Origin of the sequence: Holdemanella biformis DSM 3989 (genome assembly GCF_000156655.1) — a bacterium.
GTDB classification, from domain to species: Bacteria; Bacillota_I; Bacilli_A; order Erysipelotrichales; family Erysipelotrichaceae; genus Holdemanella; species Holdemanella biformis.
In genome coordinates, this window is sequence record NZ_DS996847.1 from 2,553 (window position 1) to 28,478 (window position 25,926).

At 33.8% G+C, this 25,926-nt stretch carries 28 protein-coding genes and 2 tRNA genes; 26 read left to right on the forward strand and 4 right to left on the reverse strand.

What is annotated here, in order from left to right; translation table 11 throughout:
• The 5 genes from EUBIFOR_RS12810 to EUBIFOR_RS09990 form a co-directional block, all read left to right on the forward strand.
• The coding region (locus EUBIFOR_RS12810; protein WP_003865924.1) for an ATP-binding cassette domain-containing protein at positions 1-614 on the forward strand (614 nt) is incomplete at its 5' end.
• The gene (gene hprK / locus EUBIFOR_RS09975) at positions 592-1,554 is read left to right on the forward strand and encodes an HPr(Ser) kinase/phosphatase (RefSeq protein ID WP_040466475.1); all 963 of its coding nucleotides are present in this window, start codon (positions 592-594) and stop codon (positions 1,552-1,554) included. The genes EUBIFOR_RS12810 and hprK, both read left to right, overlap by 23 nt.
• Positions 1,532-2,989: a prolipoprotein diacylglyceryl transferase gene (gene lgt / locus EUBIFOR_RS09980; protein WP_003865926.1), complete on the forward strand. Its 1,458-nt coding sequence runs from the start codon at positions 1,532-1,534 to the stop codon at positions 2,987-2,989. The genes hprK and lgt overlap by 23 nt, the downstream gene beginning before the upstream one ends.
• Positions 2,965-3,879 carry a thioredoxin-disulfide reductase gene (gene trxB / locus EUBIFOR_RS09985; protein ID WP_003865927.1) on the forward strand — a complete coding sequence of 305 codons (915 nt, stop codon included), beginning with the start codon at positions 2,965-2,967 and terminating at the stop codon, positions 3,877-3,879. The genes lgt and trxB overlap by 25 nt, the downstream gene beginning before the upstream one ends.
• A gap of 125 nt (positions 3,880-4,004) precedes the next feature.
• Complete coding sequence (locus EUBIFOR_RS09990) at positions 4,005-4,496, forward strand: PocR ligand-binding domain-containing protein (protein ID WP_040466476.1); 492 nt, start codon at positions 4,005-4,007, stop codon at positions 4,494-4,496.
• Between the two features lie 50 nt (positions 4,497-4,546).
• On the opposite strand, the gene EUBIFOR_RS09995 is transcribed toward EUBIFOR_RS09990, so the two are convergent.
• The gene (locus EUBIFOR_RS09995) at positions 4,547-5,920 is read right to left on the reverse strand and encodes a polysaccharide deacetylase family protein (protein ID WP_003865929.1); all 1,374 of its coding nucleotides are present in this window, start codon (positions 5,918-5,920) and stop codon (positions 4,547-4,549) included.
• 174 nt (positions 5,921-6,094) lie between these two features.
• Between EUBIFOR_RS09995 and EUBIFOR_RS10000 the strand changes: the two genes are divergently transcribed.
• From EUBIFOR_RS10000 to EUBIFOR_RS10010, 3 genes are all read left to right on the forward strand, one after another.
• Positions 6,095-6,418, forward strand: coding sequence for a cyclic-di-AMP receptor (locus EUBIFOR_RS10000; RefSeq protein ID WP_003865930.1), 324 nt, complete (start codon positions 6,095-6,097; stop codon positions 6,416-6,418).
• Positions 6,419-6,538: 120 nt separating this feature from the next.
• Positions 6,539-7,771 (forward strand): phosphoribosylamine--glycine ligase, encoded by a 1,233-nt coding sequence (purD, locus tag EUBIFOR_RS10005; protein WP_003865931.1) that lies wholly within the window; start codon positions 6,539-6,541, stop codon positions 7,769-7,771.
• A 1-nt stretch (position 7,772) separates the two neighbouring features.
• The gene (locus tag EUBIFOR_RS10010) at positions 7,773-9,443 is read left to right on the forward strand and encodes a formate--tetrahydrofolate ligase (protein ID WP_040466478.1); all 1,671 of its coding nucleotides are present in this window, start codon (positions 7,773-7,775) and stop codon (positions 9,441-9,443) included.
• Positions 9,444-9,532: 89 nt separating this feature from the next.
• Here EUBIFOR_RS10010 and EUBIFOR_RS10015 read toward each other — a convergent pair whose 3' ends face one another.
• Positions 9,533-10,324, reverse strand: coding sequence for a DUF6591 domain-containing protein (locus EUBIFOR_RS10015; protein ID WP_003865933.1), 792 nt, complete (start codon positions 10,322-10,324; stop codon positions 9,533-9,535).
• A 546-nt stretch (positions 10,325-10,870) separates the two neighbouring features.
• On the opposite strand from EUBIFOR_RS10015, the gene EUBIFOR_RS10020 reads away from it, so the two are divergent.
• The 6 genes from EUBIFOR_RS10020 to EUBIFOR_RS10045 are packed head-to-tail and all read left to right on the forward strand — an operon-like array spanning position 10,871 to position 14,998.
• Entirely contained in the window at positions 10,871-11,848 is a 978-nt protein-coding gene (locus tag EUBIFOR_RS10020) for an SIS domain-containing protein (protein WP_003865935.1), read from the forward strand.
• An 11-nt stretch (positions 11,849-11,859) separates the two neighbouring features.
• Positions 11,860-12,546, forward strand: a complete 687-nt coding sequence (locus tag EUBIFOR_RS10025; RefSeq protein ID WP_040466479.1) for an HAD family hydrolase — start codon at positions 11,860-11,862, stop codon at positions 12,544-12,546.
• On the forward strand, positions 12,530-12,952 hold the full coding sequence (locus EUBIFOR_RS10030; protein ID WP_003865937.1) for a PTS sugar transporter subunit IIA: 423 nt from the start codon (positions 12,530-12,532) through the stop codon (positions 12,950-12,952). Before EUBIFOR_RS10025 ends, EUBIFOR_RS10030 begins: the two co-directional genes overlap by 17 nt.
• Positions 12,949-13,410: a PTS sugar transporter subunit IIB gene (locus tag EUBIFOR_RS10035; protein WP_003865938.1), complete on the forward strand. Its 462-nt coding sequence runs from the start codon at positions 12,949-12,951 to the stop codon at positions 13,408-13,410. Before EUBIFOR_RS10030 ends, EUBIFOR_RS10035 begins: the two co-directional genes overlap by 4 nt.
• A gap of 26 nt (positions 13,411-13,436) precedes the next feature.
• A complete protein-coding gene (locus EUBIFOR_RS10040) occupies positions 13,437-14,180 on the forward strand; it encodes a PTS mannose/fructose/sorbose/N-acetylgalactosamine transporter subunit IIC (protein WP_003865939.1) in 744 nt (247 codons plus the stop codon).
• A gap of 2 nt (positions 14,181-14,182) precedes the next feature.
• Entirely contained in the window at positions 14,183-14,998 is an 816-nt protein-coding gene (locus EUBIFOR_RS10045) for a PTS system mannose/fructose/sorbose family transporter subunit IID (protein WP_003865940.1), read from the forward strand.
• A 104-nt stretch (positions 14,999-15,102) separates the two neighbouring features.
• On the opposite strand, the gene EUBIFOR_RS10050 is transcribed toward EUBIFOR_RS10045, so the two are convergent.
• Positions 15,103-15,858, reverse strand: a complete 756-nt coding sequence (locus EUBIFOR_RS10050; protein ID WP_003865941.1) for a GntR family transcriptional regulator — start codon at positions 15,856-15,858, stop codon at positions 15,103-15,105.
• Between the two features lie 213 nt (positions 15,859-16,071).
• Here EUBIFOR_RS10050 and EUBIFOR_RS10055 point away from each other — a divergent pair, with 213 nt between their 5' ends.
• A complete protein-coding gene (locus tag EUBIFOR_RS10055) occupies positions 16,072-16,308 on the forward strand; it encodes a hypothetical protein (protein WP_003865942.1) in 237 nt (78 codons plus the stop codon).
• A gap of 374 nt (positions 16,309-16,682) precedes the next feature.
• Here EUBIFOR_RS10055 and EUBIFOR_RS10060 read toward each other — a convergent pair whose 3' ends face one another.
• Positions 16,683-17,186: a hypothetical protein gene (locus EUBIFOR_RS10060; RefSeq protein ID WP_003865943.1), complete on the reverse strand. Its 504-nt coding sequence runs from the start codon at positions 17,184-17,186 to the stop codon at positions 16,683-16,685.
• A 343-nt stretch (positions 17,187-17,529) separates the two neighbouring features.
• Here EUBIFOR_RS10060 and EUBIFOR_RS10065 point away from each other — a divergent pair, with 343 nt between their 5' ends.
• The 11 genes from EUBIFOR_RS10065 to EUBIFOR_RS10115 form a co-directional block, all read left to right on the forward strand.
• Entirely contained in the window at positions 17,530-18,240 is a 711-nt protein-coding gene (locus tag EUBIFOR_RS10065; RefSeq protein WP_040466480.1) for a LytR/AlgR family response regulator transcription factor, read from the forward strand.
• Between the two features lie 194 nt (positions 18,241-18,434).
• Positions 18,435-19,418: a hypothetical protein gene (locus EUBIFOR_RS10070; protein WP_147587420.1), complete on the forward strand. Its 984-nt coding sequence runs from the start codon at positions 18,435-18,437 to the stop codon at positions 19,416-19,418.
• 101 nt (positions 19,419-19,519) lie between these two features.
• Entirely contained in the window at positions 19,520-20,764 is a 1,245-nt protein-coding gene (gene pepT, locus EUBIFOR_RS10075; protein ID WP_003865946.1) for a peptidase T, read from the forward strand.
• Positions 20,765-20,821: 57 nt separating this feature from the next.
• Positions 20,822-20,907, forward strand: a tRNA-Leu gene (locus tag EUBIFOR_RS10080).
• Between the two features lie 10 nt (positions 20,908-20,917).
• Positions 20,918-20,993 (forward strand) — tRNA-Thr (locus EUBIFOR_RS10085).
• Positions 20,994-21,088: 95 nt separating this feature from the next.
• On the forward strand, positions 21,089-21,808 hold the full coding sequence (locus EUBIFOR_RS10090) for a sugar isomerase domain-containing protein (RefSeq protein WP_003865947.1): 720 nt from the start codon (positions 21,089-21,091) through the stop codon (positions 21,806-21,808).
• Positions 21,809-21,828: 20 nt separating this feature from the next.
• A complete protein-coding gene (locus tag EUBIFOR_RS10095; protein ID WP_003865948.1) occupies positions 21,829-22,935 on the forward strand; it encodes an AI-2E family transporter in 1,107 nt (368 codons plus the stop codon).
• A gap of 61 nt (positions 22,936-22,996) precedes the next feature.
• On the forward strand, positions 22,997-24,376 hold the full coding sequence (gene purF / locus EUBIFOR_RS10100) for an amidophosphoribosyltransferase (RefSeq protein WP_040466482.1): 1,380 nt from the start codon (positions 22,997-22,999) through the stop codon (positions 24,374-24,376).
• A gap of 1 nt (position 24,377) precedes the next feature.
• Positions 24,378-25,262 carry a Cof-type HAD-IIB family hydrolase gene (locus EUBIFOR_RS10105; protein WP_040466487.1) on the forward strand — a complete coding sequence of 295 codons (885 nt, stop codon included), beginning with the start codon at positions 24,378-24,380 and terminating at the stop codon, positions 25,260-25,262.
• 28 nt (positions 25,263-25,290) lie between these two features.
• Positions 25,291-25,599, forward strand: coding sequence for a thioredoxin (trxA, locus tag EUBIFOR_RS10110; protein ID WP_040466483.1), 309 nt, complete (start codon positions 25,291-25,293; stop codon positions 25,597-25,599).
• A 35-nt stretch (positions 25,600-25,634) separates the two neighbouring features.
• Positions 25,635-25,926, forward strand: a 292-nt coding sequence (locus tag EUBIFOR_RS10115) for a gamma-glutamylcyclotransferase family protein (protein ID WP_003865952.1), incomplete at its 3' end; no start/stop codon positions are given.

Sequence of the window (25,926 nt, forward strand, 5' to 3'; positions counted from 1 at the left end):
TACGTATTTCCATGCATTTTTTACCAGATGTTTATGTACCTTGTGATCAATGTGGCGGAAAACGATATAATGAAGAAACATTACAAGTTCATTATAAAGGTAAAACAATTGCGGATGTATTGGATATGACGGTTGAAGAGGCATTGGAATTCTTTAGCAATGTTTCAAAAATCAAACATAAATTACAAACTCTAAATGATGTAGGACTTTCTTATATAAAATTAGGTCAGAGTGCAACGACTTTATCAGGGGGCGAGGCACAACGTGTAAAACTAGCGAGTGAGCTTCAAAAGAAGGCTACTGGCAAAACGTTATTTGTGCTTGATGAACCTACAACAGGATTGCATAGTGATGATGTAAAAAAATTGATCGAAGTTTTACAGCGTTTAGTCGAACATGGAGATACTGTATTAGTTATTGAACATAACTTGGATGTAATCAAATGTGCAGATCAAATTATAGATATGGGGCCTGAAGGAGGTCAAGGTGGAGGTACTGTTATTTGTACGGGAACACCTGAAAAGATTGCCGAATGCAAAGAAAGCTATACAGGCCAATATTTAAAACCATTATTAGAAAAAGGAGAAGACCATGGAAAAAGTAATTGTTCGTGATTTAGCAAAAAAATTCATGTGGACAATTGTGACTGGAGATTCAAATTCATTAAATCGTCCATTAACTTTGGCTGATACAAATCGTCCGGGATTAGAGTTGGCTGGATATTTTCCGGATACTCAAACAAAAAGACTTGTAGTATTAGGAGATAAAGAAATTGGTTATATTGAAGAACAAATGGACGAAATTTCACAACGTCGTTCCTTTGAATTTTTAACAGGAGATAATACACCATGTATTGTGATTGCACATGGCCATGAGTGTCCACCTGTTTTAAAAGAGATCGCAAAGCGTAAAGATTTTCCAGTATTTAAAACAGAACATCAAACTTCTCACGCAATCGTAAGTATTACGAACTACTTAGATGAATGTCTAGCAGAATCAGTAGTCATTCATGGAGAATTAGTACGTGTATTTGGTGTTGGTGTATTGATTACTGGTAAAAGTGGAATGGGAAAAAGTGAAATTGCGCTAGAACTGATTAAGCGTGGACACCAATTAGTTGGAGATGACCGTATTGATTGTTACAAAATTCATGATGATTTAGTTGGTAGAACAACACCAATGCTTGAAGGTTTTATGGAACTTAGAGGTGTTGGAATTATCAATGTTTCTCGTATGTATGGAGTAGGAGCTGTTGCCCATGAAACACAAATTGAATTTCAAATTGATTTAGAACCATTTAATGATTCTTATGAATATGATCGTGTTGGAATTGAAGAAAAGGAATATAATGAAATTTTGGGAATCAAAATTTTAAAGATGACAATTCCAGTTTCACAAGGACGACCAATGTCATCTGTTATTGAAACGGCTGTGACAAACTTCTTATTGTTGAAAGATGGCTTAGATTCAGCTAAAGAATTTGAAGAGCGAGTACTATCGCAAATATCCGAAAATAAGAAGGAGGAATTCGATGCATCTGTTTCCGAGCACTAAAATTTTTGTTTCTTTTGGATCTTTTGAAATTGCATGGTATGCCGTTTTAATTTTAACAGGCGCATTGTGCGCCTATTTACTATGCCAAAGAACCATGAAAAAATGGGGGTACGCACCAGAAGTTCTAGATGATTATGTCGTTCCTATGTTATTTATAGGGATTCTAGGTGCAAGAGCATGGTATGTTATTTTTGAATGGCAATATTATTCTCAACATATGAATGAAATCGTTGCCATTTGGAACGGTGGTTTGGCCATTCATGGAGGATTGATTGCAGGTTTCATATTTAGTTTGTTCTTTTTCAAAAAACGAAAAATTTCATTTTTAAGAATGTTTGATTTAATCATGCCAACCGTTTTACTTGCACAAGCATTTGGTCGTTGGGGAAACTTTATGAATCAAGAAGCCTATGGTGGAATTGTACCTGAGAGCTTCTTTGCGCATTATCCAGCATTTATTAAAAATCAAATGTTTATTGATGGGGCATACCGTATGCCTACTTTCTTATTTGAAAGTGTATGTAACTTACTTGGTTTTCTATTTATTACATGTATCTTCCGTAAGTATTGGTATAGAAGACGCGGTGACTGCGGATTTATGTACATGGTTTGGTATGGCATTACACGTTTTGTGATTGAAGGAATGCGAACAGATTCTTTAATGGTATTGGGCCTTCGTACAGCTCAACTTGTATCTTTAGCTTTAATGATTGTTGGTTGTCTTGGCTTAATGGGTGTATTTCATAAAGCCTTTCATTGGAAGAAAAAGCCTGTTGTGTTGTTTGATTTAGATGGGACATTGATTGATTCACAACAATTGGTTTTTGAAACATTTAGAAGAGTATTTAAAGAACTTAAACCAGATTATGAATTGTCAAATGAAGAATTGTATACATTTTTTGGACCCACCCTTGAAGTTACTTTTTCAAAGTATTTTCCAGAAGATCAAGTTCAAAGTATCATTGATCGTTATCAAATGATCAATAAATCGCTTCATAAAGAATTATTAAAAGAAATCCCTCATGCTAAAGAGATGCTTGAAGGATTGAAAAAAGAAAATATACAATGTGCAGTTGTTTCAAATAAGCGTATTGAAGTCGTAAAAAGAGGATTAAAACAATCGGGATTAGATGTGTATTTTGATGTTGTGTTGGGAAAAGAAAATTTACCAGAACCTAAACCAAGTGCATCTGGCTTGATTGAAGCGTGTAACTTATTACATACTAGTCATGATGATTGTATTTATGTCGGTGACAATGTTGCGGATATTGTAGCCGCAAAGAATATGGCTGCCTATTCTGTAGGATTTAGTGTCGATGAAAAACAACGTGAAGCATTAAAAGGAGCAAAGCCATGTAAAGTTATCGATGATTTGATGCAGTTAATACCATTATGTAAGGAGGATCACATATGGAGCGACAATACGATTTGGTGATAATAGGTGCTGGGCCAGCAGGCTTAAGTGCAGCACTTTATGGTTCGAGAGCCGGACTAAAAACATTAATTTTAGAAAATGGAGCGCCGGGAGGAAAGTTGATTAAAACAAATAAAATCAGTAATTATCCAGGTGTTAAAGAAATAGAAGGAACGCAGCTTGCGATGGATATGTTTGAGCAAGCCACTTCTTTTCAAGCTGAATATGCGTATGGCGAAGTAAATAAGATTGATGAAAATAAAGATGTATATTTAAGCGATGGAAGTGTTGTGAATGGTAAAGCCATAATACTTGCCACAGGTACAAAAGAACGATTGTTAAATATACCTGGAGAAAAAGAAAATCTTGGACATGGTGTTTCTTTCTGTGCCGTTTGTGACGGGGCATTTTTTAGAGATAAAGATGTAGTCGTGATTGGCGGAGGGAACTCGGCATTAGAAGAATCGATTTATCTTGCAGGGCTTGCGCGAAGTGTAACGATTGTGATTCGAAGAGATGTATTTAGAGCGGAAGAACATATTCAAAGTCAGATTGAAGAAAATGAGAAGATTCATGTCATCAAGAAGCATATTCCTGTTCAAATTTTAAGTTCGGAAGGAAAAGTATCTGGCATTGAGTTAGAAAATGTGGATACTCATGAAAAACAAGTTATTGAATGTTCGGGTATTTTCCCTTATGTTGGACAAGATCCAAATACGGATTGTGTACAAGATTTAGGTGTATTAAATGAGCGTGGATATGTTTTGGTAGATGCGAATTGTCAAACAAAGATACCAGGAATTTATGCGGCTGGAGATGTCATTGATAAAGAATTAAGGCAGGTTGTTACCGCATGTAATGATGGTGCCATTGCAGCGCAACATGCATTTCATACAATAAAAGGAATTTAATATGACCAGATGATAACATCTGGTTTTAATATGCAATAGCATGGTTGAAAAGGCTTACAAAAGCCTTGAAATCAATCATTGAAAGTGATTTAATTAAGATAAGAAAAGGATTTGAGGTGTTATTTATGTTGCCTAAAGAAGCAATCCAAAAGGTAATGGATGCGTATTACCATATTACCGGATTAAGATGCTATTTTGTGCAAGACGAAACAGAGATTAGTAGCGCAAAGGAGAAAAACTTCTTTTGTAAATGTTTAAAAACAAGTTCATCTGCATTACGTCAATGTGATGAATGTACTTTTGAAAATTATACAGGAGCTTTAAAATCGAACGAACCACAAAAGTATGCATGTCATGCAGGACTTGTTAAATGGAGTGTACCCGTATCTCTTGCAGGTGTAAAAGGTGTAATTGTATCAGAAGGTGTTATTACAAAACAGCAAGGCTTAGAAGCACAAGATTGGGTCAATCATTTAGCTGAAACATATAATGTTTCTAGACCTATTTTATTACATAACTATACAAAAGTTGCAGTGATGAATGAAAATCAGGTAGAAGAAAGCATCAAATTGATGCAAGATTTATTAAAGTACTACAAAGCAGTAATCGAAGGTTAATTCCTTCGATTTTTTTCTGCAGGTACAAAAAAAGCCAGCCATTTGCTGACTTAGTTATTGACTCCATGATGGAAGATTGGCGTATCATCGCAGATTCCTTTAAAGACATATCCTCTTTCTTTATAGCTTTTAATGATTTCTGGTAATGCTTCAACTGTTGTTGTTTTTGGACTTGAATCGTGGAACAAAATCATAATTTGTTCATAATCGCAACTTGTCGCATTGCGCACAATATCTTGTGCTGGCACGGTATTGGATGCAGCATCTCCACTTGAGCAGTTCCAATCAAAATATTCATATCCTCTTTCATGCACCATATTGTCGAGTGCAGACATGATTCCTTGCGAATATTGTGCTGAAATTGTATTGCTTGAACCACCAGGGAAACGAATATATTTTGGTGCTTTACCTGTGATTTGTTTGACCATGTCACTCACTTTTTGTAAATCTTCAAAATAAGCAGTGGTAGAAGAATAAACATTCGCATAATCATGTGTATAAGTATGAAGTGCAATTGTGTTGCCTTGATCTGCAGCTTTTTTGATAGAACTGTTATATTTTTGATTGTTTCCCGTCACAAAGAAAGTAGCTTTCGCATCATATTTCTTTAAGATCTTCAATATTTTATCTGTATTTTCACTAGGACCATCATCAAATGTCATATATACAACTTTACTTGGTTCTTCAACAGTTACATTGATTTTAGCCTTAGCTTTATTACCCGAACGATCTGTAGCAGTTACTAACAATTTATAAGTACCTGTTTTCTTGGTCTTTACTTTTGAAGAATCAATCTTGATTTTTGGTTTAGAATCCATATTATCTGTTACCTCAATATAGGATTTGTAGTTTGGCTTTGAACCTACATAAACAGAAATAGTATCTGTATGAATAATTGGTTTTTCAATATCTTTGACCAACGTTAGAGTTGTCTCTTTCATGGCTTTATTTCCATGTTCATCTTTTGCGATGATGGTTATCGTTTGTTTTTTATCCTTTGTAGGTTTTTTCTTAAAGGATAGTGATACTTTAGAATCGTCCTTAACACTTTCGACAAAGGATTCAGGCTTAACATCCTCTTTCATACCTGCCTTATATGCTTTAAGTTTTAAATCAGGTGCTTTTGTATCTTTTACAGATACTTTACATGTTTTTTTATAATTCTTTAATTGATATGTGATTTCATATTTTCCAATTTTATTTGTATTGATATCTCCTGAAATCTTTACATCTGAATTTGAATGGAAAAAAACCTGTTGAATATTATCCTTTGGATCATATTCATGATTGATCTCTACTTCTGGATTGGATGAATATAATAAAATTGGATTTTTAAAAGCATAACACAATAAGAAAATAATACATATAAATAGAAATGCGATCAATCCATTTCCAAATTTGTCTTTTTTTCTTTTATTTATCATATTGGATCTCCAAAAGATTTGAATGTTTCTTTATTAACATATACAACCCCACTAAACTTAATTCTTATTATACATGAAATAGTGTGGATTGTTCTAAAGATTATGGTTCTTTTTTCTTGTTGTAGTTGCGCATAAATTTTTATATAATAGCCTTAGAAAGGTGGGGGAAGCACTATGAAACTTATCCTAGCAATTTTATCAAATGACGATAGTCCAGTGGCAAGTAATGCACTAAATAAAAATGGTTTTTCTGTTACTAAATTAGCAACGACTGGTGGATTCCTTCGCGCAGGCAATACAACGTTGATTATTGGTTGTGAAGACGAAAAAGTGGAAGCAGCCATTGATATCATCAAGGAATATTCAAGTAAGCGAACGGAAATTGTACCTAGTACAGCTAGTTATGATATTGGCCGTTATGCAAGTTTTCCTGTGGAAGTTACTGTTGGTGGAGCCACAATTTTCGTGCTAGATGTAGCACAATTCTTAAAAGTTTAACAAATGGAGGGTGGAAAGTCTGTTTCTACCCTTTTTCTGTTAAAAATTTGTGAATAAAGACCCATTATGGTCTTTTTTCTGTTATGATTGAAAGGTAAAGAAAAAGGAGATTAAAACGCAATGAAAATACTAGTTATCGGTAAGGGCGGACGTGAACACGCACTTGCGTATGCATGTAAACGTTCAGCTTTATGTGATGAGTTGATTTGTGCACCAGGCAACCCTGGAATGGCAAAAATTGGAGAATGTGTCGATGTGAAAGACAATGATGTAGAAGGTCTTGTTGCTTTGGCAAAAGAAAGAAATGTAGATTTAACCATCGTAGGTCCTGAGGCCACTTTAGCTCTAGGTGTTGTAGATGCGTTTAAAAAAGAAGGCCTAAAAATTTTTGGGCCAGATAAGAAGGCGACTCAAGTCGAATCAAGTAAGGATTTTGCCAAAAAGATCATGGCAAAATATAATATTCCAACGGCAGCTTATAAAACATTCTATGATTTAGAGTCTGCATGGGCATACGTACAAGAACAAGGGGCTCCTATCGTTATTAAGGAAGATGGTTTAAAAGCTGGAAAAGGTGTTACGGTAGCTTCTACATTAGAACAGGCTAAAGAAGCATTAGATATTGCCTTTGCGATTGAAAATAATTCAGTTGTGATTGAAGAATGTTTATTTGGATTTGAATTTTCTTTGATCTGTCTAGTACACAACGAAACAGTAGTACCTTTAGAAGTAGCCCAAGATCACAAGTGTGTATTTGATGGAGATAAAGGTCCTAATACAGGTGGTATGGGATCTTATAGTCCAGTTAAAAAGATTACTTCTGAGATTATCGATGAAGCCATGAATGAGATTATGAAACCAATGGCAAGTGCCATGGTTAAAGAGGGTGTACCATTTACTGGATTCTTATATGGTGGATTGATGTTGACAGAAAAAGGTATTAAAACAATTGAATTCAATGCGCGCTTTGGAGATCCAGAAGCCGAAGTTATTTTGCCACGTTTAGAAAGTGATTTTGTACAAGCTATTTTAGATTTAATGGATAATAAACCAGTTGAATTAAAATGGACAGATAAAGTGAGTCATGGTGTTGTACTCGCAAGTACAAATTATCCTGCAAGCTCTACAAAAGGATCTTTGATTAAAGGTGTTGATAATGTAGATGGATTGGTTTTCCACATGGGAACAAAAATGACAGATGAAGGATTAGTCACAGATGGTGGACGTGTTTTAATGGTCGTTACTCTAGAAGATGACTTACAGACTGCATTTGATCATACATATAAAGAATTAGAAAAGATTCAATGTAAAGATTTATTTCACAGAAATGATATTGGAAAGAAGGATATGTAAAATGGCTAAAACAGATTTAGAAATTGCACAAGAATGTGTCATGGAACCAATTGAAAAGGTTGCCGCAAAAATTGGAATTCCTGCAGATAGCTTGGAACATTATGGAAAATATAAAGCTAAATTGTCTTTTGATTATTTAAAATCCATTGAAAATAATCCTCATGGAAAATTAGTATTAGTCACAGCTATTAATCCTACTAAAGCTGGAGAAGGAAAGAGTACGACAACAGTTGGTTTGGGAGATGCCTTAAATCGTTTAGGTAAGAAAACGATGATGGCTTTACGTGAACCTAGTTTAGGTCCAGTGTTTGGATTAAAAGGTGGAGCTACAGGTGGTGGCTATGCCCAAGTCGTACCAATGGAAGATATCAACCTTCACTTTACGGGAGATATGCATGCGATTACGACTGCCAATAACTTAGTAAGTGCATGTCTAGATAATGTGATTCATCAGGGAAATGAATTGAATATTGATCCTGAAAAAGTAACATTCAAACGTTGTTTAGATATGAATGATCGTACTTTGCGTAATATCACAATTGGTTGTGGTGCAAAAGCCAATGGAGTTGAACGTAAAGACGGATTTAATATTACAGTTGCGAGTGAAATCATGGCAGCTTTATGTTTGGCAGATGATTTAATGGATTTAAAGAAAAGATTTGGGAAAATGCTTGTGGCATATACTTATGATGACAAGCCTGTATATGTACATGATTTAGGTATTGAAGGTGCATTGGCTATGGTTATGAAAGATGCCGTATTACCTAACATTGTTCAAACACTAGAACACAATCCAGTATTGATTCATGGTGGTCCATTTGCGAATATTGCGCATGGATGTAACTCTGTTATTGCCACAAAGGCATGTCTAGAACTTGCGGATTATACAGTTACAGAAGCTGGATTTGGTGCAGATCTAGGAGCTGAAAAATTCTTGGATATCAAATGTCGATTGGCAAATCTTAAACCGAATGCGGTTGTGATTGTTGCAACAATTCGTGCATTAAAACAGCATGGTGGAATTGCCTTAGAAGATTTAAAAGAAGAAAATGTAGAGGCTATGCTTGCAGGATGTGAAAACTTGGCAAAACATATTGATACTGTACAACAATTTGGTTTACCATATATTGTTGCGATCAATGAATTTGCGACAGATACACCGGCTGAAGTAGCTGCATTAGAAAAATGGTGTGAAGAAAACAACCACCCAATGTCATTATCTCAAGTATGGGCAAAAGGTGGAGAAGGCGCTATTGATTTAGCGAACAAAGTAGTTGCGTTATGTGATCAAGAAAATAACTATGCTCCTTTATATGATTTAGATAAGTCTATTGAGGAAAAAGTAGAAACCATTGCCAAAAAAGTATATGGTGCAGATGGTGTTGATTTTACAGAAGAGGCACAAGTACAAATTGCGAAATTCAATGAATTAGGATGGGATAAATTACCAATTTGTATGGCTAAAACACAAATGTCATTATCCGATGATGGTAAAGTAATGGGTCGTCCTACAGGATTTAGAATTACAGTTCGTGAATTACGCCCAAGTTTAGGTGCTGGCTTCATTGTTGCTCTAACAGGTAAAGTATTAACGATGCCAGGACTTCCAAAACATCCAAGTGCATTAGACATGGATGTGGATGAAGATGGTAAAATCGTAGGATTATTCTAATGTCAAAGGCTGGATGAAAAATTCCAGTCTTTTTTTTGTTTCCACAAAAAAAGAGTCCAGAACTTGTCCGGACTTTTAATGCGTTAAACTTATTGTCTTTGAATAGTTAAGTCAATGATTTTATTTGTTGCATCATAGTGTATATTGACTAATATATTATCGTTGTTAACTCCTAAAAAAGATTCTTCTGGAGAATTTGGATCAATGGAATCAAAACCTTTCTCCTTGATTTTCTTTATGTAGTCAAAATACTCATTTTCTTCTACTTCATAATAATGAATGGCACATTTATTCTTTTTGTTGAAAACAGTTCGTGAAATATAATCAGTTTTTGGCAATAATGAATTTAATTCACTGACTGGAGAAGATAGATTTTTCTTTTCTTCTTTAGCATCTTCTTGGATCAAACGATTGTATTCTTTTTCTTTTACCTCTTTTATTGTCATAGATTCATAGTCTGGATTATTGGCCAAGTCTTTTTCATTACCATTTTCATCAATGACTGTAGATGCATTTGTGAAGCTGCCTTCTTTATTATAGAAAACTTCATCTGAATCATTGAATCCTTCAAATTCTTCAGTTAAATAGTTGTTCACATCCATAGCTAGTAAAGCATAATATTTCGCTTTTTTAGCCTGAATGGCACCTGAATCTTGATCACTATCATAATATTTTCCATTCACTTCTTTTGTTCCATGTATATATTCTCCATTTGGCAAACGAATAATTGTATCTGAATCACTATATGAAGAGAATGAATCATAAGCTACATTATCCTTTAGAATATGCTCCCTAATATTATTTGTGTTTGTGATGGTAGGTGTAGAAGAGCATCCAGTGATTAAAAGTAAACTGGTGATTGCGATAGCTAATTTTTTCATAGTTATGTCCTGCCTTTCTCATTTAAGTATACTATATTATTTCAAATATTGACTAGTTATGTATAAGAGGCAAAAATAATGCATAACATGATCTGATTACAATAGTATGGTAACACGGGAGTTTTTTATTATGAGTTACTGGAGAGCGTAAAATAATCTGTGTATTTCTCTCTTTACATCTCTGCAGATATATAAACTAATTTGAATAAGATTGTAAGTTTTCTACTTCCATTCCTATAAACCTTCAGATATATCTTTTCAACCAACTGCACATATTATTGATCATTGCCATATTCTTATTGGAATCAATAGCTAATACGATGCATATCTTTGTTTTCGACAATCCTCTTGGATGCTTTTTGTTATTAGATTCCAGCACTTGATAATCTTCTATGTATTTTTCATCAATCCATACACGATTGTATATTAGCCGATTGCTAATATAGCAAAAAAAAGTAAATAAAAGCGCTTGACTAAAAATACGATATCAATATAATAGGTTATGTAAGGACACATAATGATATATAATCATTCAGGAGGGAAAATATGAGAAACTTACATGAATTACAAATTACAACAGCTGTTGAAGCAGTAGCTTCCAGAAAGGAGGTTAACGAAGTTTATTTCGTGGCTTGCGGTGGTTCTCAGGCAGTGCTAATGGCAGGTCAGTATTTATTTGATAAGGAGTCTTCTGTTCCATCACATGTATACACTGCAAATGAGTTTGTATATGATACACCTAAAAATCTATGCGAAAAATCAGTGGTTATTTCATGCTCACATTCAGGTAATACTCCAGAAACAGTTGCTGCTACAAAACTTGCAAGATCTAAGGGCGCAATTACAATTTGTTTATCTAATTTAGAAGGTTCTCCATTATGGGAAGCTGCAGAATATCCAGTACATTATGACTGGGGTAAAGATGTCAGCGATTCTGATAAGAATAAAGGTATTCTTTACGGATTGCTATTCAAGCTACTTGGTGTTCTTGCAGCTGATGCAAAATGGGATATTTGCTTTAAAGAGTTGGAAAAGTTAACGGAGTTATCTACAAAAGCAAAAGAACAGTATGATGCTCAGGCTAAACAGTGGGCAAAAGATAATAAACGTAAAAAGACGATTTATACAATTGGTAGTGGTATTAACTATGGTGAAGTATATTCCACAGCAATGTGCTGGTTTATGGAAATGCAGTGGATTAATTCCGGTTGCATTCATTCCGGTGAATTCTTCCATGGACCATTTGAAGTTACAGACTATGATGTTCCATTTATGCTTGTAAAGAGCATTGGTAACACAAGATTCCTTGATGAACGTGTTGAAAATTTTGCTAAGAAATTTACAGAAGATTTGTTAGTTCTTGATCAGAAAGATCTTGATTTATCAAATGTTGCTGAGGAAGCTAGACAATACGTAGCTGCAATTCTTACAGGTGTTGTCATTCGTCACTTTGTGGAAGCCATTGCATTTGAACGTGGACATTCTTTAGACGTTCGTCGTTACATGTGGCAGATGGAATACTAAGAGGAAAAAATATGTCGCTGGAACTTGTCATTTTTGATGTAGATGGTTTATTATTGAATACCGAAAGGGTCTGGCAGGATGTTTGGTGTGATGTAGCTGAATCCTATGGGATTTCAGAATGGACACAGGAATCATTTTTGCATGTAGTTGGGCGGACTGGAATTGCTGTAAGAGAATTTCTTAATATTGTTTTACAAGGAAAATGCTCTACAGAGGAATTTCTTGAAACTGCACGACAAACAGGCCTTAAAAGACTGGAAAGTCAGTTGGAAGTCAAAACGGGTGTCTATGAAATTCTGGACTACATTAAAATGACAGGTATTCGGTGTGCAGTAGCTACTTCTACCAGTAGAGTCTTGACAGAAGAACGTTTAAGAAAATTACATCTGATACAGTATTTTGATTATATATGCTGCGGGGATGAGGTAAAACATACAAAGCCATCTCCGGATGTGTATCTGAATGTGATTGATACTATGAATGTTTGCAAAGATAATGCTCTCGTGTTTGAAGATTCTGCTGTAGGAGTACAGGCTGCGTGGTCTGCAGGAATTCCTGTTGTGATGGTACCAGATTTAGTTCAGGCCACCGAAATACAGCAACGGCAGACAGTGAAAATTATATCCTCTTTGCATGAGGGTATTCCACTTTTAGATGAAATACAAAAGGATGGTATGAAATATGAAAGATGCATTTGATGTGTTAATGATTACGCACAGTAGTTTATGTAAAGGTTATGAAGGTGCACTGAAATTAATTCTGGATATCGATGATGATGATTTTGGAACATTGAGTTTTGAAAATGCTGAATCTCTGGAAGATTTTTCAGAGAAGATAAAAACTATGATAGATGGAGTCTATAAAGATAGAAATCTGGTAGTTCTGTTGGATCTTCCTGGGGGATCACCTGCAAATGTATCTTTACCATTTATCAATTCATCCAGAAAATTTATTGCGGGTATCAATCTTCCATTTGTTTTAGAACTTATGACTATGAAGAAAAACGGCATTTCCTGGGAAGAACTGAATATAGAAGAAATTTGTGAAAATGCATCCCGTAGTATGGTGTTTTATAACAAATTATTAGATGGAGGTAATGTATGATTAAATTAGTTAGAGTTGACCATCGTCTTCTGCATGGTCAGGTAATCTTTTCCTGGACAAAACAAATGTCAGTAAATTATATTATTGTGGCAGATGATAAAGTGCCTAATGATCCAATAAGTATGATGGCTCTTAGCATTGCTAAACCAGCAGATTGTGAATTAAGCATCATTCCATTTTCTAAAGTAAAGGAAGTTGTGGAAAAGAATGCAGATAAAAATATCATGATTATTGTTAAAGGACCTAAAGAAGCTGTACAGCTTGTTAAAGAATTGCCGGAAGTTACAGAAATCAATTATGGTGGTGTGGCAAAGAAGAATGGTTCTAAGGCATATGGTAAAGCTATCTTCTTGAATGAAGAGGAACTTGCTTCAACTAAAGAGTTGATTTCCATGGGTAAGAAGATCATTATCCAGATGGTGCCTACTTCACCGATTGAACGCGCAAATTTTGAATAATAATATCATAATTAAGGAGAAATATTATGCTAATTAAGGCTATATTATTAGGCTTGGTCTCAGTGGTTGCGGTTGTTGACTCCAGATTGATTGGACGCCAGAATATCGGAAGACCTCTTATTTTGAGTACATTGGCCGGCTTAGTTTTAGGCGATATGAAACAGGGAATTATCCTTGGCGCCTCATTAGAATTGATGTCCATGGGCTTTGTGGCTATTGGTGCTGCTGGTCCTCCAAACATGCAACTGGGAAGTGTCATTGCTACTGCGTTTGCTATCCTTTCGGGTGCTACTACAGAAGAAGCTCTGTCACTTGCTATTCCTGTAGCAGTTGCAGGTGAATTCCTGAGTGTACTGATGCGTATGGTGATTGCACAGTTCTCACATGTTGCAGATAAGGCAATTGATGAAGGTAAATGTAAAAAGGCAGTTCATATTCATTTATGGTGGTCCTTTATCTTCAGCTGTTTAGTATACTTTATTCCTGTCTTTTTAGCCGTATATTTAGGAACAGATTTAGTAAGTAACTTTGTGAATGCGATTCCTGAAGTTATTACAAAAGGTTTGACAGTATCCGGTAACTTGTTATCTGCACTTGGATTTGCAATGTTATTAAGTACTATGTTGTCTAAAAAGATGTTCATTTACTTTATGTTAGGCTTCCTGATTGTTGCTTACTCCGGATTGGATCTGGTTGGCGTAACACTGTTTGCTATCATTTTGGCATACATCTTAGATAAGGTATTCTATGGAAAAGGAGCAAATGTATAATTATGGAACAGAAGAAATTAACAAAAGAAGATTTGCGTAAAGTTTTCTTAAGATCTTTGACAATCATGTGTTCCTGGAACTATGAACGCCAGATGCATATGGGATTCATGTGCGGAATGTCTCCGGTCTTAGATAAATTATATGCAGATGATGAAGAAAGAAAAAAAGATGCGTACAGACGTCATATGGAATTCTTTAACTGTACACCTCAGATGACACCATTTATTATGGGTCTTGTAGCTTCTATGGAAGAGCAGAATGCCAATTCTGAAGAAGGTGATTTCCAGACAGAATCCATTTCTATGATTAAAACAAGTTTGATGGGACCGTTTGCAGGTATTGGGGACAGTTTCTTCCAGGGAACTTTAAGAATCATCACATTTGGTATCGGTTTATCCTTTGCACAGCAAGGAAGTGTGTTAGGTCCAATCTTGGCTGTAGTATTGTTTGCAATTCCATCATTACTGTTTGCGTATTATACAACTTTCCTTGGATATGAATCTGGTAATAAATACCTTGCTAAACTCTATCAGGGAGGCTTTATGGATCGTGTCATGCATTTCGCTTCTATCGTAGGTCTTGCGGTTGTAGGTGGAATGGTTGCAGGTATGGTAAACATTACTACACCATTACAGTTCCAGGATGGTGGTACATCTCTTGTTTTGCAGGATATGTTAAATACTATCTTCCCTAAGTTATTACCACTTGTATTTACTATGAGTATTTACAAGCTTATTCAGAAGAAAGTGAATACTAACGCATTATTAATTGGAATCATTCTGTTTGGAATGGTTATGGGTGGCCTTGGAATTCTCTAATAACATTTAATCTCTCTTTCAAATATACATAATTTCAGATTGGGAACCCAAAAACAGATGGCAATGCATATTCAGATATGCAAAACCATCTGTTTTTTTTTATGTTATCTTGATTTGATTTTTGTGTTCATCATGTTGGAGTTGTCTGTATGAACGACGTAAGTTGCTCTGTCGCATCTGACAATTGTTGATGAATAATGAATTGGCTTATCTTCAAAGTCATAACTGATTTTATTGATGGAAAACAATGGGTCTCCAATGTTACATTTCAAAAGATCCGCATGTTGATTCTGAGCAATGATGCCATCAATTTCATAAATGGCACGTTTAGGTTGGATATTATAGTCTTTTTCTAATATAGTGTAAAAGGAACGATCTTTGCTCAGCTTGGTGATGAAACCAGGAAATTTTTCATCTTCGATATAAATTTTATCGATAGCCATAGGCTCGTTATCTTCCCATACAAGTCTTTCCAGATAGACGACTTTTGTGTTTAAAGGAATGGACAGTTTTTCTGAGATGTCTCCATTCGCATTAAGAAAAGATGCTTGAATAATATCATTTTTAGAAGAATGACCTTTGCTGGAAAGTGTTTCTTTAAATCCGCGAGGTTTATTTAAGTACATCTTTTCTTTTTTATAGGTGATAAAAGTGCCTTTTCCCTGTACCTTTTTTACGTAGCCTTCATCTGAAAGGTTCTGGATGGCTTTACGTATGGTAATTTTACTGACATTGTATTGTTCGCTGAGCTCATTTTCAGTTGGCATCTTTTCTCTGGCGACATATACTTTTGAAACTATTTTGCTTTTTATATCTGCTTCTACTTGCCTATATAGCGGTTTACTGCTATCCAAATTCATAGGTATTTCTCTCCTTATAATCTTTAACTATATGATTATAACACAATTTATAATCAATTTGGTTATAGAAAATTATGAAATATGCGATAAATACAGTATATTATTATATTTTTAAAAATTTTGATCTGTAGGAACGGTATGATCAAGTGCTCATCTGATTTTGTTTCGTGTATAATGAATGCAAAGTTCTTAAATGGTCACAAGGATATGTAGGTGCAAGAAGGCAAGTATATCAATAGATATGAAGTTCTATTCACATTGGCAAAAGAGTATACAGGCTGTGATACAAAGGGAATTCTATTATCAATCAAGAAAAGAATGCATCAAATCACAGATTTCTTCCGTATTGTTGAGATGAAGAAAGATGATCTTTTCGGCTATAAGCATTTACAGCCGATACATATTGGAACGCAAGACAAATTTATGTATATACACAAGATGCAGATGTAGCATGTGCAATCAGTGGAGCCATAAATGAAATCTATATAAGCATTAAGGATATAGTCGAATAAGAGAATATCCTTTTTAAGAGTAGAATGGTTTTCGCTTTCTGTTATATTTACTATACATTCTGATTGTAGTTTAAAATAGAGTAGAATTTGTGGAAAATCTGCCCTTCAATATTATATTTGGGTGTGAAAATGATGTGATATTTACACACATCTATTTTGTATAACATTTCTTTGATACCATTCGCATAGCATGTGTTTTTTTGCTTTGTACTTTGTATTCAACTAGTTAGAGCAAAAAACGTAAAATAAAAGAAAATTGGCAACTTACTATAAAAAAGTTCCAATTTTATGATAATTTAAAAATCTTGAGTTTTAGATACCTTTTATTTTCTTTTCCTTAAATAAAAGAATTAATTCTTGTTTTTTTGAAGGTATATATAGTATATATTTTTTCTCTTTTTTGTTATTCATCATTAAAAATATTCCATCTTTTACAATCATATAATTTGTAAACTCGCTCAAATCTTTAATAATAGTTTTATTTGGTAAGATACCAATGATTTGTTGGTCGGTGATTTCAATTTCAATAATAGAATTAGGATTAAGAATACCAGATGAAATGGATTCAGGAATCATTATCTTTTTTCTTAAAGAAATAATAGTATGTATAGTTACAATAAAAAGGAAAAAGTCAAAGATACATAAGAAATAGATGTGATTTAATAAATTAAAAACAAAATCTGCAAATATTGCAATAAAAGGTATGGAATACAATAAGTATTGATATTTTCTAGGAATATTAAGTAATAATAATGGAGCATATTTTTTTACATGACTCATTTGTTCTTCTATAGTTGAAGTTGTTCTAAAATTCATAAAAGTTTTATCCTCCTAGTTACAATGAATTATAGCATACATGATTGGCTCTAGAAGGTTTCACCAAATCGTCTTATGCGATATTTGGTCCTCTTATGCACGATATAAGCATTATCTATTTAAAATCATATATAATCAAAATAATACATACATACATTCAAAAAATTGAACCAATCATTTAATTTTGGAAGTCAGTTCTTATTAATATATAATTGTCATATATGTATGTAGTGATCATGAAAATGCTCAGGACATATATAAAGAATTGACTGGGTAATTAATGAAAACAATTTTTTAAAGCAACTTTCTGCACGTTCATTCATACAGATTAGGGGGGATGGTTATGTTGAATGTATTGATTATTGATGATGATTTAAAAGATTCTAAAGATCTTGAAAAGTTATGCATCCATTATTTTAATAAACGTAATATTGATCACAAGATCAGTATTGAATTAAAGTTAAATGAGAATTTGGATATTTTTTCTAATGTAGACATATTATTTTTGGATGTAGAAATCGGAAATAGTAATGGAATTGAATTTTCTAAAAGGCTTAGAAAAGTTTATCCGGAATTAATGATCATCATTACTTCTAAATATTCACAGTATTTAATTGATGGGTATTCTATCGATGCCAAGCGATATTTTTTAAAACCAATTGATGAAAATATATTTAATGAAGAAATGGAGAATGTACTAGGAGCTACATTTCAAAAATATATGGGGTTTTATGATTCTAAAATTGCACCATATAAAATCCACTATGATAAGATTCTCTATGTTGAATTTTTAAATCGTGCAACTGTACTTCACTTTTTAAATGGAGTACAAATAAAAACAAGTTACCCTTTGAAATATTGGATTGAAAAATTAACAGAATATGGCTTTGCGCAACCTTATAAATGTTATGTGGTAAATCTTAAATATATTTCTGGTATTAGTAAAGATGAAAGAGATCTTTTCTTATCGAACAATGAGAAAATTCCTTTGTCAAAATTTTATAAAAAGGCCTTTATTGACAATTATTATAGATCTTTATTTAAATCGTTATGATGTTAATATCAGTATCTTTAAATTTATTGTTTTTAACACTTTTTATCAGGTCTTTTAGTGAATTCAAAAACAATAAATTTGTCTTGCCAACATACGTAACAGTAGTTTTAATTCAGTGGTATTTAAATCAGAATGGAATGACATTTTATGGCCGATGGATTATTCTACTTTTGAATCTATGTTACATTATGTTTATGTACAAAGGTAAAATATCAAAAAAATTGATTTATTTTATTTTTGTTTATTTTATTTTCGCAATTTCAGAATTAATATCGATTCTACTTTTAGAGATTTTTAATGTTGTTAGTGCACCAATAGATGTACATTCATCTACATATTTAATTGTGATTTTAACAACACAGATTATTTCGTATACAATAGGATTTACATTATCAAAGTTCTATCATGATAAGAATACAATCAAGTTTACATACATTGTGTTGATTCCGATTATTTTCCTTTTAGGGATTGCTTTATGTTACAAAGATTATCGTGAAATCCTGCAGAAGAATCAAATATTCTTGAATGTTTTCTTCTTTTTAACAATTCTAATCTTCATTTCATTTTCAATTCAATATGGCTTTATTCACAATTTACAGATTAAAGAAGAACTGAAATTAGAAAAAATGGAGAATGAATTTAATGCTATAAAATTTGATATGTTGGATAGAAACTATAAATCAAATTTTAATTTCATGCATTCATTGCTGCATGAAATCACGACATTAAAAAATAGGATAGAAAAATCAGAAAATCAGGCGGAATATGCACAAAGTATAGATGCAATAGAAAAAATTGTATTGGAAAACTTTAATCAGATTTATTCGAATAATATCGCAATGTCTGTAGTTTTAAATGAGTACAAAAGTAAATTAGAAAATAAACACATAAAACTTTCGATGAATCTTCCAACAGATATTTTTTCAAATATTAAATATGATGAACAAATCAATTTGTATCTATGCTTATTTGATGTAGTCTGTGAAAAAATTAAAGAAAATAGTGTTCTTAGTATACAAGGTTGTACAACTAAACTACAAGATGTGATCAAAGTTGTTTTTGAATCACAAGAACAATGTGATGAGTTTGATAAACTATTCAAAGAATTTTCATATATTCAAACTTATTCATTTGAAGAAAATGGATATTTCAATGGACTTATTATGTATAAGAAATAAAAAAGTATAGACTTAAGTTGGTGCCTACATCCTCGTAGGTACTTTTTTTCTTTTCATCTGCATTGAAAAAGAATAAAATATACAAAAAAAGGAGAATCCTTATGACAGAATTTTATGAACAAGTAAAAGAGAGATTGATGCGCTACGCAAGAATCAATACAGAATCGAATCCACATAGTACAAGTGTTCCTACTACATCTTGTCAGCATGATTTAGCTAAAGTTATCTATGAAGAGCTTCAAAAAATTGGAGCTACAAATGTATATTATGATAAAGATACATGTGTAGTATATGGATCTTTAGAAGCGAATGTGAAAACGGGTAGAGCTATTGGTTTTGTGACACATATGGATACAGCTCCAGATGCGAGTGGTAAAGATGTAAAGCCTTGGGTGTTAGAAAATTATGATGGAAAGGACATTGTTTTAAATGCTGAAAAAGATATTGTGATGTCACCGTCTGTATTTCCAAATTTGAAACAATATATTGGACAGGATTTGGTTTTAACCGATGGTACAACACTACTTGGAGGGGATGATAAGGCAAGTATTGCAGCCATTATGACGTTGTTGGAGTATTTAGTAAAACATCCAGAAATTAAGCATAATTTTATTTCTGTCGCATTTACACCAGATGAAGAAGTAAGTGGACTTGCTAAAGATTTAGATTTAGAACGCTTTAAATCGCCAATCGCATATACGCTAGATGGAGATCATTTGGGTTATTATATGGATGAAACATTTAATGCGAGTCTTTCAACGATTGAGATCCATGGTATTTCAGTACATACAGCTACCGCAAAGGGCATTATGAAGAATGCGGTGGATATTGGAAATGCATTCTTAAATAAATTACCGGCATTAGAAAAGCCACAATATACCCAAGGAAGAGAAGGCTTTTATCATGTGGTGAGTTTTAATGGAGATTGCGAATATGCCAAGATTGAAATCAATGTTCGTGATCATGACAGTTTACAGTTTGATATACGTAATAACACATTAAAAATGATTGTGGATATGTTAAATAAAGAGTATGGACAAGGTACCGTAAATATTACACAAAGAATTCAATATCGTAATTTAAAAGAAGTGATTGATCAAGTACCATTTATGATTCCATATTTGAAACAAGCCATTGAAAGTGTAGGATTAACACCTCAAACAGAACCATTTAGAGGAGGAACCGATGGCTCAGCCTTATCTCATAGAGGACTTCCTTGTCCTAACTTATCGGCGGGATATGAGAATGCGCATGGACGTTTTGAATATGTTCCCATTCAGTCGATGGAAAAGAATGTGGAAATCTTATTGAATCTAATTGATATATATGCGAAATGTGACTGTTAAAAAGGTCACATTTTTTGGTTGCGTACTGTTTGAATTTTTAGTATAATACACTCAGTCGCAGAGATGGTGAAATGGCAGACACGCTGTCTTCAGGCGGCAGTGCGAGAGATCGCGTGAGGGTTCAAATCCCTTTCTCTGCACCATATAAATTATGCCGACTTAGCTCAATTGGTAGAGCAACTGACTTGTAATCAGTAGGTTGTGGGTTCAATTCCTATAGTCGGCACCACTTAAACAATATACAGCCTTAATGGCTGTTTTTTATTTTTCTTCTTGTTGTATAATGAATATAAAGAAATATGCATATCAAGGAGAAATAATAATATGAAAGAAGTGTTTGAAGTGGGTCTTGATATCATTAAAAAGATTCAAGAGACACAGTCTGAAAAATTAGAACAAACCGGTCATTTAATGGCCCAAGCGTTTATGGATGGACGTAAGTTTTTTGTGAGTGGAAGTGGCCATTCGCATACAATGGCGGAAGAGATGTATGCTCGTGCTGGTGGTTTAGCTTTTGTGGTTCCCATTTTGACAAGTGAACTTACGATGACGGAGCATCCGACAAAGAGTTCACATATTGAAAGACTTAGTGGTTATGCCAAAATTTTAGTGGATTTATATGGAGTATCTTGTGGTGATGTCGTTTTGATCGCATCCAATTCTGGGCGTAATGCCTATCCAATCGAACTTGCACTTGAAGCTAAAAATCGTGGTGCACATGTAGTTGCCATCACAAGTATGAAACATACAACTGCTCAATCTTCTCGTCATTCTTGTGGAAAGAATTTGTACCAAATTGCAGATATTGTCATTGATAATTGTGGAGAAGTTGGAGATTGTGCTTTATCTATTGATGGCTTGGATGCCAAGCTTTGTCCAACATCAAGTATGGCCAATTCTTTCATTGCACAATGCATCAATGTGGCATGTGCAAAGTATTTGATCGAACACAATGTAGAAGTACCTGTTTTTTCATCTTTAAACTGTGATGGTACGGAAGAAAGAAATGATAAATTATTTAAAAAGTATACGCGTATGTATTAGAATAAGGGAGTGAGGTGCTTATGAAAAAAAGAAATTTATGGATATATATATTTGGAATCACAATCATTATTATTGGATTGATTAAATTGGATACATTGATTTCTATGGTATCTCTATTATGGAATGCATGTAGAGTTTTAGTGTTTGGAGCTATGATGGCATTTGTGATCAACTTAGTTATGGCCAAAATTGAAAAGCGTTTGAATTTTATGAAGAAAGGAAAGCGTGCAACAAGTCTGCTTCTTTCTTTGATTTTAATTTTTCTTTTTGTGTATTTCTTAATTACGCTCGTTGTTCCTTCATTAAGTGAAGCCATTGGTGTAATTGTACAAGTATTGCCAAAGTATTTTGAAAATGCCCAGAAGTTTTTAGTGGATTTGTTTGAGAACAATCCACAGCTTGCGAATTCTATTAATAACTTGGATATTGATTGGAAAAATTTGATTCAATCCGGAATTAATGTCATTTCAACTGGTGTTACCAATGTTGTGGGTACAACTTTTAATGTGGTAACTGTTATTGTGAATAGTGTATTTAACTTTGTGTTGATGTTTATCTTCGCAATTTATGTTTTATTAGAAAAAGAAAGATTTGTTCAATTGTATCATCGTTTAACGAATCTATATTTGAGTGAAACGGTGAAGCGTAGAATGGATAGGTGTTTGAATATTATTAATCAAACATTTAGTGCTTTTATTGGAGGACAATGTATTGAGGCAACGATTCTAGGAACACTATGTACATTGGGTATGATTATACTACGTATGCCATATCCGGCAATGATTGGAACATTAGTTGGTGTCATTAATATTATTCCGATGATTGGAGCTTATATTGGTGGGGCGATTGGGATGTTTATGGTATTTACTGTAAGTCCTATTATGTCACTTTGGTTCTTATTATATTTATGTATTCTTCAACAAATCGAAAGTAATGTGATTTATCCACATGTCGTTGGAAATTCAGTGGGGTTACCAGGAATCTATGTCATGATGACTGTTGTGATTTTTGGATCTTTAGCCGGTATTCCAGGTATGTTTCTAGGAATTCCAACAATGGCAAGTGTGTATAAAATAGGTGTTTTATATCTAAATCGAAAAGAACGTTTAAAAGAAATGAATGGATGATGAAAAGTCGTCCATTTTTTCTTATATGCATGATATAATGTTGTGGCAAAGGAGATCAGTTATGTTTGATGAAATTCATGAAGAGTGTGGTGTGTTTGGTGCATATCGCGTAGATAATGCAGCAAGTATTACGTATTATGGTTTGCATTCCTTGCAACATAGAGGGCAGGAAGCAAGTGGTATTGCCGTTTCGGATGGTGAGAATATTACTTTACAAAAAGGTAAAGGGTTGACGGTAGATGTTTTCCAAAAAGAAAAATTAGATTCTATGGTCGGAAGATTGGCTGTTGGACATGTTCGTTATAGTACAGCGGGTGGTCAGGAAAATGAAAATATTCAGCCAATTGTATCAAAGGGACATAATGGAAGTTTAGCTATCGTTCATAATGGGCAGATTGTAAATGAAAAAGAGCTTCGTATTGAACTTGAAAATGAAGGCGCGATTTTTCAAGGAACAAGTGATAGTGAAATTATTCTTCATTTGATTCAAAAACAAAAGGGCACTTTGAAAGAGCGTGTTATGAAAACCGCAAATCGTATTGAAGGGGCATTTTCTTTTTTAGTTATGAATGAGGATACTATTTATGCGGTTCGTGATCGTCATGGATTAAGACCTTTGAGTTATGCAAAAAGTAAAGATGGCTATGTGATCAGTAGTGAAACATGTGCTTTTGAAGTTATGGGAATCTATGAAAGTGTGGATTTAAAACCAGGAGAAATCGTTGAATTCCATAAGGGCATTGTAAAACATGAATTTTATTCAACAGACACAGATCATCACATGTGTGCTATGGAATATATTTACTTCGCAAGACCAGATAGTGTGGTAGAAGGTATTAACGTACATGCTTTCCGTAAGGCCACAGGATCTATTTTGGCTAGAGAAGATAAAGATTTAAAGGCGGACATCGTTATTGGTGTACCAGACTCATCTTTATCGGCTGCCATTGGTTATGCAGAAGAGGCGGGTATTCCATTTGAAACAGGTTTAGTAAAAAATAGATATGTAGGACGTACATTTATTCAGCCTACACAGGCAATGCGTGATCGTAGTGTTCGATTAAAACTAAGCCCGGTATCTAGTGTAGTTAAAGGAAAATCAATTGTTATGATTGATGATTCGATTGTACGTGGTACGACTTCAAGAAGAATTGTTCAATTATTAAAAGATGCAGGGGCTACCCAAGTTCATGTTCGTATCGCAAGTCCTGTAATCACAAGTCCATGTTTCTATGGTGTAGATACTTCTACAAAAGATCAATTGATTGGTGCTCGTATGAGTGTAGAAGAACTTCGTGAATATATTTGTGCGGATAGTTTGCGTTTTATGACGGAAGAAGAAATGAAAGAAGCCACTCATGGTGTTGGATTATGTTTGGCATGCTTTAATGGAGAATATTGTACAAAATTGTTCTCATATCAAGAAGAATTGGATAAGTAACATGACTATAAAATGTTTGGCGTTTGATTTAGATGGAACTCTACTTTTAGATGATTCAAAAAGAATGGATCCAAGAACGGTGGATTCGATTCAAAGAGCAATGGCACAAGGCGTGCACATTGTGATTGCGTCGGGTCGAGATAAAAATGGATGTAAATTTGTATATGAACCATTGAGATTAGAGGATGGAAATCATTTTTTGGCATTAGTGAATGGACAAGTCGTATATGATTTTGAAAATAAAGAATATGATTTGGATGATGTTTTAACACCAGAAGATGGAATTAAAATACAGAAAGTATGTAAGGAATTTGGCGTTGAGGGAATTTTTCAATGTGGATATGATTTTTATAGTTACATATCTTCATTGAATCGTGTAAAGAAAAAAGTTAAGAATGCCATTTTGGGGGAGCCTGATGATTATGGCTTGAAGGATGGTAGAGAGAATCGTAATTTTATTGATTTACCTTTTGAAGAAATTCGCTTAACACAAGATATCAATAAAGTGATTATGGTGCATACGCCAAAATTCTTTGAAAAGAATTTTGATGGAATCAAAGCGGCACTTAGTGATTATGATGTGTTATTGGTTGGTCCGGATTGGCTAGAAATTATGCCAAAACACGTAAGTAAGGCAAGTGCATTGTGGAAGATTTGTGATAAATTAGGCATTAGTATGAATGAGGTCATGGCTTTTGGTGATGCACAAAACGATTTGAAGATGCTTCAACAAGTAGGTATTGGTGTAGCTATGGGGAATGCGATGGATGAAGCTAAGTATGCTGCCACTGTTGTTACGGACACAAATATGAATAATGGCATTGGAAAAGCAATCGATGCCCTGCTTGCGGGCAAAGAAATGGACTTACGTAAAGGCTTGTTATAGAATGGAATTAGATAAGGAGGAACCTTGTATGAAAATTGTAAATACAGAAGAATTTAACGCATTAATGAATGAAGATGTAGTTTTAGTCGACTTCTTCGCAACTTGGTGTGGACCATGTAAAATGTTGACACCTGTACTTGAATCAGTCGCAAATAAATTAGATGGAAAAGTGAAAATTGTAAAGGTGGATGTGGATGAAAGTCCAGATTTAGCTCAAAGATTTGGTATTATGTCTGTTCCAACAATGATTCTATTTAAAAAAGGACAACAAGCTGCAGCATTCTCAGGATATATGCCTGAGGCAATGTTGATGCAAAATATTGAAAGTAAACTATAGGATGATTCTTCATCCTATTTTCTTTTGGGGGAAATATGTATTATATCGCATATGGAAGTAATTTAAACAAAGAAGAAATGAAGCAACGATGTAAAGATGCGAAGTTTGTATCTTTGGCAAGACTTGAAAACTATACACTTACATATCGCGGAAATCCTGGACGAGCTTATCTTACGGTAGATAAGAAAAAAGGAGATTTTGTACGAGTTGCCGTATGGGATGTGAGTGAAAATGATAAGAAGAGTTTAGATGAATATGAAGACTATCCATACTTATATGATTGTTTTGAGGAAAAGGTATTATTAGAAAAAAATGAAACAATCACTC

What these genes read in the sequence shown, in the direction of transcription:
- hprK (WP_040466475.1), top strand. Translation starts at nt 592, where the DNA reads ATGGAAAAAGTAATTGTTCGTGATTTAGCAAAAAAATTCATGTGGACA.
- lgt (WP_003865926.1), top strand. Translation starts at nt 1,532, where the DNA reads ATGCATCTGTTTCCGAGCACTAAAATTTTTGTTTCTTTTGGATCTTTT.
- trxB (WP_003865927.1), top strand. Translation starts at nt 2,965, where the DNA reads ATGGAGCGACAATACGATTTGGTGATAATAGGTGCTGGGCCAGCAGGC.
- EUBIFOR_RS09990 (WP_040466476.1), top strand. Translation starts at nt 4,005, where the DNA reads ATGTTGCCTAAAGAAGCAATCCAAAAGGTAATGGATGCGTATTACCAT.
- EUBIFOR_RS09995 (WP_003865929.1), bottom strand. Translation starts at nt 5,920, where the DNA reads ATGATAAATAAAAGAAAAAAAGACAAATTTGGAAATGGATTGATCGCA.
- EUBIFOR_RS10000 (WP_003865930.1), top strand. Translation starts at nt 6,095, where the DNA reads ATGAAACTTATCCTAGCAATTTTATCAAATGACGATAGTCCAGTGGCA.
- purD (WP_003865931.1), top strand. Translation starts at nt 6,539, where the DNA reads ATGAAAATACTAGTTATCGGTAAGGGCGGACGTGAACACGCACTTGCG.
- EUBIFOR_RS10010 (WP_040466478.1), top strand. Translation starts at nt 7,773, where the DNA reads ATGGCTAAAACAGATTTAGAAATTGCACAAGAATGTGTCATGGAACCA.
- EUBIFOR_RS10015 (WP_003865933.1), bottom strand. Translation starts at nt 10,324, where the DNA reads ATGAAAAAATTAGCTATCGCAATCACCAGTTTACTTTTAATCACTGGA.
- EUBIFOR_RS10020 (WP_003865935.1), top strand. Translation starts at nt 10,871, where the DNA reads ATGAGAAACTTACATGAATTACAAATTACAACAGCTGTTGAAGCAGTA.
- EUBIFOR_RS10025 (WP_040466479.1), top strand. Translation starts at nt 11,860, where the DNA reads ATGTCGCTGGAACTTGTCATTTTTGATGTAGATGGTTTATTATTGAAT.
- EUBIFOR_RS10030 (WP_003865937.1), top strand. Translation starts at nt 12,530, where the DNA reads ATGAAAGATGCATTTGATGTGTTAATGATTACGCACAGTAGTTTATGT.
- EUBIFOR_RS10035 (WP_003865938.1), top strand. Translation starts at nt 12,949, where the DNA reads ATGATTAAATTAGTTAGAGTTGACCATCGTCTTCTGCATGGTCAGGTA.
- EUBIFOR_RS10040 (WP_003865939.1), top strand. Translation starts at nt 13,437, where the DNA reads ATGCTAATTAAGGCTATATTATTAGGCTTGGTCTCAGTGGTTGCGGTT.
- EUBIFOR_RS10045 (WP_003865940.1), top strand. Translation starts at nt 14,183, where the DNA reads ATGGAACAGAAGAAATTAACAAAAGAAGATTTGCGTAAAGTTTTCTTA.
- EUBIFOR_RS10050 (WP_003865941.1), bottom strand. Translation starts at nt 15,858, where the DNA reads ATGAATTTGGATAGCAGTAAACCGCTATATAGGCAAGTAGAAGCAGAT.
- EUBIFOR_RS10060 (WP_003865943.1), bottom strand. Translation starts at nt 17,186, where the DNA reads ATGAATTTTAGAACAACTTCAACTATAGAAGAACAAATGAGTCATGTA.
- EUBIFOR_RS10065 (WP_040466480.1), top strand. Translation starts at nt 17,530, where the DNA reads ATGTTGAATGTATTGATTATTGATGATGATTTAAAAGATTCTAAAGAT.
- EUBIFOR_RS10070 (WP_147587420.1), top strand. Translation starts at nt 18,435, where the DNA reads ATGTACAAAGGTAAAATATCAAAAAAATTGATTTATTTTATTTTTGTT.
- pepT (WP_003865946.1), top strand. Translation starts at nt 19,520, where the DNA reads ATGACAGAATTTTATGAACAAGTAAAAGAGAGATTGATGCGCTACGCA.
- EUBIFOR_RS10090 (WP_003865947.1), top strand. Translation starts at nt 21,089, where the DNA reads ATGAAAGAAGTGTTTGAAGTGGGTCTTGATATCATTAAAAAGATTCAA.
- EUBIFOR_RS10095 (WP_003865948.1), top strand. Translation starts at nt 21,829, where the DNA reads ATGAAAAAAAGAAATTTATGGATATATATATTTGGAATCACAATCATT.
- purF (WP_040466482.1), top strand. Translation starts at nt 22,997, where the DNA reads ATGTTTGATGAAATTCATGAAGAGTGTGGTGTGTTTGGTGCATATCGC.
- EUBIFOR_RS10105 (WP_040466487.1), top strand. Translation starts at nt 24,378, where the DNA reads ATGACTATAAAATGTTTGGCGTTTGATTTAGATGGAACTCTACTTTTA.
- trxA (WP_040466483.1), top strand. Translation starts at nt 25,291, where the DNA reads ATGAAAATTGTAAATACAGAAGAATTTAACGCATTAATGAATGAAGAT.